We start from the raw sequence: 6419 nt of genomic DNA, 5'->3' as shown, positions 1-6419 counted from the left end.
ACCGCCGCCCCCACCCGATCCAGCCACGCCCGCGACTCCGGGGTCGGCGTGCGCACCACAGCCCCGGCAAACATCTCATCGAAGCCGGCGATGATCTCCGCCTGCGACCGACCACCCACATCTTCGAACATGTGTTCGAGTCTACACGCCTCTACTGACTTAAACCTTTTGGCAGAGTCGCCGAGTTCATGGAAGGCGACATTGCAGAAAGGGCGTGGTGGGACGGCCAGATCGCGATGACCGGCAATCCCGGCGGAGGAGAAGATCAGCATCGCGTTGTCTGTGCTTGCGGGGAGATGGGCGACCGACACCAGCCGCAGCGACAGGCAAACCCCCTAATCCACCACGCAGCGAAACCCGATATGGGTGGTGGCGGTGTCCTGCGATTGCGGCGAGCGCGCGGCAGGACGGTAGCGATGGCAATACTCCGGCGCGCACAAGTGCGAACCGCCCTTCAGTGTCTGGTTGATGCCTGGATTCGGCGGCCCCGATGGGCTGCAACAAGACTTGGGCGGCTGGTCGAGCCGGTGACGTGGCGAATACTCGGTGGCGGTCCACTCCCAGACATTGCCGATCATGTCGACTAGGCCGAAACCGTTGGGAGGAAACGTTCCAACGGGCGAGGTTCCCGCCCAACCGAGCGCACCGTCGTTGCGGTACGGGAACCTGCCCTGCCAGGTATTGGCCATCAGTCGACCACCCGGTTGCGGCTCGTCACCCCAGGGGTAGGTGGTCGTCTCTCCGCCTCGGGCCGCATACTCCCACTCCGCCTCGGTCGGCAGCCGCCTGCCGGCCCATCGTGCATAGGCCGCCGCATCGGGATAAGCCACCTGCACGACCGGATGATCGGGTTTGTCTTCCACTTTGCTGTCCGGGCCGAAGGGATGGCGCCAGCTCGCGCCCGTCGCCCAGTCCCACCACTGACGCCAGTCGCGCAGATCGACCGGCCCGGCCGTCGGACGAAACACCATTGCGCCCGCACGCAGATCGTCGGGGTTCACGCCTGGATACAGCGCGGGGTCCAGCGGTTGCTCGGCAATGGTGACATAGCCTGTGGCGGCTACGAATTCGGCGAACTGCACGTTGGTCACCGGATGCCGTTCCACCGCAAAGGAACCGACGGTCACGGTGTGGACCGGCGCCTCCTCGGGATAGAAGCCCGTCGAACCCATGCGGAATGAGCCGCCCGGCAGTTCGATCAGCTCGGTGAGCACCCCTTCAGGGTAGGCCGGCCCCGAACGGTCCCGGGCGTCAAGTGTTCCGTTTTCGATCCCGTTGTCGCCACCAGGCGTAGATGAACAGCGTCATTGCCACGGCCAGCGCTATCAACACCCATAGCACGACGGCTTGGTCGATCCACGAGCCGGGTGGTGGCGAACCGGGCAAGAGGTTCCGTAGCGGTACGATGGCGAACAGCATTGCGGCGTACCAGGTTATGAACGGCGCCAAGAATATCGTTCTGCCCAGCGCCATCGGCACGGCCACCCACAACGCCAACGTGGGCAAGGTGACGAGCACCAGGCAGATGCCTAAGTCGAAGATCAGCGATCCCTTGGATCGGTGCAGCGAGATAACGACGTCGCTCATTTCATCCGGCGCATCTTCGGGGTCGTGGACGCGTCTGACGCTGACGTCCCAGCCGTCCAGCTTCCCGAAGACTTCGATACGTGCGGGGACTCGTTCGCGGCGATCGGCCGTCCCCGTGAATACGTCAGCCGAGATTGTCTGCGTGGTGTACGAATCGAAAGGCCAGTTACCGGGCTCGCCAAGGGCTTCGATGGTGGTGCTGACTTGCGCGGGTGCCTTTCCTTTCGGGTACTGCAGGTCGCCTAGGTCGTTGTCCGGATACAGCCGGACGGCCGCATCGGTGTTCAGCACACGGAGGTTTTGATCGATCAGCGATTCCTTCGGCAGCACCTGCACGTTCACCGTCAGGCGATTTGCCACCGTTTTCAGTTCCTCCAGGTGCACCTTCACCACCGTGTCCTCCGCCTCCAGCTTGTTCAGGTCCACCGGAGGAAGCGCGGGCGCCGATTGGGCCAGCAGATGCACCGCAATCAGCGTCAGGACGTACACAACGACCAGACTCAGCACGATTCCCAACGCGGTCAGCACGCGCGGTGACTTTCGTTGCGGCGCAGACTCGTTTGCCATTGGCGCTGGCGGCTCGGACATCGGCGCAGGCGTAGCTGGTGAGCTATGCGACATCGATGGTCACCTTTCCGGTTGCGGCCGAGGCGGGTTCGGGGTCAGGTTAGCAATCGGTGGCCGCTTTGGGGTGGCCTTCAGCAGATCTCGACGGATGACTCTCAACGCCTTCGGCGTCTTCCAGCAGAAATTTCACCGCCTCGTCGAACCCATGCTGAATGCTCCGCCCGGCGATGAACGCGCCGGCATCCTCGACGGCTAATCAGTCACGCGAAAACGCAAGCGCAAGTTCTGATTCCACGTCTTCATACGGCCGCCCCGACAGATCGATGGTGACCTGGGCGATGCTTCCGCCGGTGAAGGTGAATGGCGCCTTGTAGCGGCTGGACACTCCGGAGCCGCCGTTGCGGCCTACGGTGATGCCGGCGCCGGCCAATCCGAACGTTCCGGGGTGCGTCGTCACATCGGCCAGTGTTCCGACCTCGTTGTGATCGAAGAACAGCGCGAGGTCGCCCAGGGGAGTGTGGCTGTTCGGCACGGTTCCCGTCCGCGAATACCGGACGCCGAACACGTGTCTGCCCAGCGGGATCGGGCCGTTCGAGGAAACCAGTTGTTGGCGCTCGCCGAAAAAGTTATAGACGTAGTGCAGGCGGCCGTCCTGGATGAACAGCACGTGACCGCCGTGCGCGCCGCCCTGCTTGAACAGCACCCCTTCGGCGCCGGTGGTATCCACGGTCACGTCGGCCAGCACAGCGAACGAGCGGCCGCGAATCTCGGCGCCCGCCCCGATCCCGACGTCCGCACAGTCGGGATAGTAGACGTAGCTTTCTCGTTCGCCGGCCAGATAGGGCCGCGACCGCATCAGCGTTTCCAAGATGTTCAGGTCGGCCAGCGGCAGACCGTTGTACTTGGCTGCCTCCGAAAACCACAGGGCCTTAAGCTCTTCGAGTTTCTCAGGGTGCTCCGCGGCCAGGTCATGGCATTGGCTGCGGTCCTGCGCGATGTGGTAGAGCTCCCAGCGGTCTTTGTCGAAGTGCGACCAACCCGCGGGCGTGGCAGCGTGCACCGTGTTGGCGAACCAGCCGTCATGCCAGATGCCCCGTGTGCCCAACATGGTGTAGAACTGGGTGTTCTTGCCGGTGTCGGCAGCCCGATCCAAAAGGGCCGCTTTGAAACTCACGCCATCGAGTGGCTTTTGGGAAATACCTTTGACGGTGTCCGGCGGCGTCATGTCCAGTAGGTCATAGACCGTCGGGGTGATGTCACTGACGTTGACGTAGTTGTCCCGTACTTCGCCGTGGGCCGCAATGCCGTTGGGCCACGAGATGATTGCCGTGTCGGCGATACCGCCTTCGTGCGAGGCGTAGCGCTTGTACAGCTTATAGGGCGTGTTGAATGCCATTGCCCACCCGATCGGGTAATGGTTGTAGGTCTCGGGGCCGCCGAGATGGTCGAAGAGCTTCATGCTCTCTTCGACGGTGTCGATGTAGCCGTTGAAGAACTTGCCCTCGTTGACCGACCCGTTCGGCCCGCCTTCACCACTGGCGCCGTTGTCGGAGATCACCACGATGATGGTGTTGTCCAGTTGGCCGGAATCCTCGAGATAGTCCAGGATCCTGCCGATTTGGGCATCGGTGTAGCTCAGGAAGCCGGCGAACACCTCGGCCATTCGGCTGAAAAGTTTCTTCTCTTCGTCGTTGAGGGAATCCCATGGCCGCACGGTGTCCTGCAGCGGCCATGGCTCGCCATTCGGTCCCGTCACGTCGAGATACGGGTTGACAGGCGACAATTCGGTGTCCGGCGGCACAATCCCCATCGACTTCTGGTTGTCCAGGACGATCTCGCGGTAGCGCTCGTAGCCCATGTCGAACTTGCCCGCGTACCTGTCGGCCCATTCTTGGAAGACGTGATGCGGAGCGTGTCCGGCGCCGGGGCATACGTAGCTGAACCACGGCTTGTCCGGTGCGATCACCTTGGCGTCACGAATGAATTCGATTGTCTTGTTGGCGATGTCCTTCGACAGGTGGTAGCCGTCTTCCGGTGTTCCGGGCGGGCTTACGGGGTGGTTGTCGTACACCAGGTCCGGGTACCACTGGTCGGTCTCGCCACCCATGAACCCGTAGAAGCGTTCGAAGCCGCGCGAGGTCGGCCAGTGCCGCTTGGTCGACGCCATGCTGGACTCCTCCAGCGGCGTAAGGTGCCATTTGCCGACGCAATAGGTGTTGTAGCCGCGTTCCGCGAGCACCTCGGACAGCAGTGCGGTGTCGGCCGGGATACGGCCATTGCAGTTGGGGAAGCCGTCAGTGAACTCCTCGATGGTGGCCATGCCTACGGTGGTCGCATTGCGACCGGTCAGCAGAGATGCCCGGGTCGGTGAACACAGCGCGGTGGTGTGGAACTGCGTCAGGCGGACACCGCGCTCGGCGATCCGCGTCATCGCGGGCATCTCGACCAGGCCGCCGAAACAGTCCCAGGTGGCGATGCCGGTGTCGTCCCATACCAGGTAGAGGATGTTCGGCGAATTCTCCGGGGCGGTCGGAGCCGCGTACGGCCCCCAATCCGCTACCGAGTCGCGGATATCCAGCTCGATCTTGCCTTGAAACTCGGTCGACCCAGTCATGGCTGCCAGCCTCACTCCCTTGCGCGAGTCAACGAATGTCCGTGGACTTTACACGCGTCGGATAGCAACACGCTGAGGATTTCTTCCGGAATTTTCCGCACATTTGCCGAGACGCAAAAGTCCCCGACACGCGTGCGGGGCTTTTCGAGCTGTTACGAGATTGGCGCGGTCGACGACGGGAGAGGGTTCGGTATCGCTGCGGACTGGCTGACTCACATCGACAACTATTGCGCACCAAGCGATTTGTACGCTGAAGGGCGGACGACAAGGCAGAGGTCAGATGCCCGCGACAGTATTCGTAGTCTCGGGCTTTGGGCGTGAATCCTTGGCTTTCGCGGTGAATCCCGGGCGGAAATTCGCGTCGATTCCCGCCCAATATTCACACCGAACGCCGTTAGTTCACACCGAACGCCGTCAGTTCACACCAAAAGCGCAGATATGCGACCCCCAGGGATTGGAGTGACGGGCGGGGCTGGTGATGCGCCAATGCCGGACGCGATCTCTGGCTTACGGCTGAAAGCGCCAATTCGTAACAGCCCGTCTTGCGTCTGCTCGTTTGAAGCTCGCAGAACCTACTTGGCCTTCTCCAGAATCTCGACCAGCCGCCAGCGCTTGGTCGCTGACAGCGGACGGGTCTCCATCAACGAGACCCGGTCGCCGATGCCGGCGGAGCTGTTCTCGTCGTGCGCCTTGACCTTCTTGGTGGTGCGAATGATCTTGCCGTACAGCGGGTGACGCATGCGGTCTTCCAGCTCGACCACGATCGTCTTCTGCATCTTGTCGCTCACCACATAGCCGATGCGCGTCTTGCGACGACCGCGCGTTCTCGGCGCGGCCGGAGTGTGCTTGGGGCCCTTGTCTTTCGACGCGACATCCTTGGCGGCGGCTTCCTTTGGCGCAGCCTTCTTCGCGGCTGTCTTCGCCGGAGCGGCCTTGGTCGCCGCCGATGAGCCCCGCTTGGCGGGGGTCTTAGCTTCTGCCATCACGAATCCTTACCCTCGGGGCCGTCGGAACCATCGGGCCCGGATGCCAGGCCCAGTTCTCGTTCACGCAGCACGGTGTAGACGCGCGCGATTTCCTGACGCACGACGCGCAGCCGGCGGTTGTTGTTGAGCTGGCCGGTCGCCAACTGGAAGCGCAGGTTAAACAGCTCCTCCTTGGATTCGCGCAGGCGCTCGGTCAGCTCCTCGTCGGTGAGCTCACGCAGTTCGCCAGGGGAAACTCCCACTGCCATCAGAACTGCTCCTCTCGGGTCACGATGCGTGCCTTGATCGGCAACTTGTGAATCGCACGGGTGAGCGCGGCGCGGGCGGTCTGCTCGTTGGGGTAGCTGAGCTCGAACAGCACGCGACCGGGCTTGACGTTGACCACCCACCACTCCGGCGAGCCCTTACCCGAACCCATACGAGTCTCGGCGGGCTTCTTGGTCAGCGGGCGGTCCGGGAAGATGTTGATCCACACCTTGCCGCCACGCTTGATGTGGCGGTTGATGGCGATACGAGCGGACTCGATCTGCCGGTTGGTGACGTAGGCGTGCTCCAGGGCCTGGATGCCGTAGTCGCCGAAGTTGACCGACGTGCCGCCGCTGGCGATGCCGCGCTGGCGGGGATGGTGTTGCTTTCGGTGTTTAACCTTGCGGGGAATCAACATG

The 6419-nt window shown here is 62.8% G+C and carries 6 protein-coding genes; all 6 read right to left on the bottom strand.

Going from position 1 to position 6419, the window contains the following annotated elements:
- Positions 1–335: 335 nt before the first annotated feature.
- Positions 336–1214 (bottom strand): formylglycine-generating enzyme family protein, encoded by an 879-nt coding sequence (locus A5791_RS23285; RefSeq protein WP_067241956.1) that lies wholly within the window; start codon positions 1212–1214, stop codon positions 336–338.
- Between the two features lie 37 nt (positions 1215–1251).
- Positions 1252–2208, bottom strand: a complete 957-nt coding sequence (locus A5791_RS23280; protein WP_067241954.1) for a DUF4436 domain-containing protein — start codon at positions 2206–2208, stop codon at positions 1252–1254.
- Positions 2209–2410: 202 nt separating this feature from the next.
- Complete coding sequence (locus A5791_RS23275) at positions 2411–4768, bottom strand: arylsulfatase (protein WP_067241952.1); 2358 nt, start codon at positions 4766–4768, stop codon at positions 2411–2413.
- A gap of 572 nt (positions 4769–5340) precedes the next feature.
- Positions 5341–5754 (bottom strand): 30S ribosomal protein S17, encoded by a 414-nt coding sequence (gene rpsQ / locus A5791_RS26210; protein ID WP_156661566.1) that lies wholly within the window; start codon positions 5752–5754, stop codon positions 5341–5343.
- Entirely contained in the window at positions 5751–6002 is a 252-nt protein-coding gene (rpmC, locus tag A5791_RS23265) for a 50S ribosomal protein L29 (RefSeq protein WP_067241950.1), read from the bottom strand. The genes rpsQ and rpmC overlap by 4 nt, the downstream gene beginning before the upstream one ends.
- Entirely contained in the window at positions 6002–6418 is a 417-nt protein-coding gene (gene rplP, locus A5791_RS23260) for a 50S ribosomal protein L16 (RefSeq protein WP_067241947.1), read from the bottom strand. The genes rpmC and rplP overlap by 1 nt, the downstream gene beginning before the upstream one ends.
- Position 6419: the final 1 nt, after the last annotated feature.

Origin of the sequence: Mycobacterium sp. 852002-51163_SCH5372311 (assembly GCF_001667115.1) — a bacterium.
GTDB lineage: Bacteria > Actinomycetota > Actinomycetes > Mycobacteriales > Mycobacteriaceae > Mycobacterium.
Note: the sequence above shows the minus strand (reverse complement) of the source record. Positions and strands in the feature narration are given on the sequence as shown.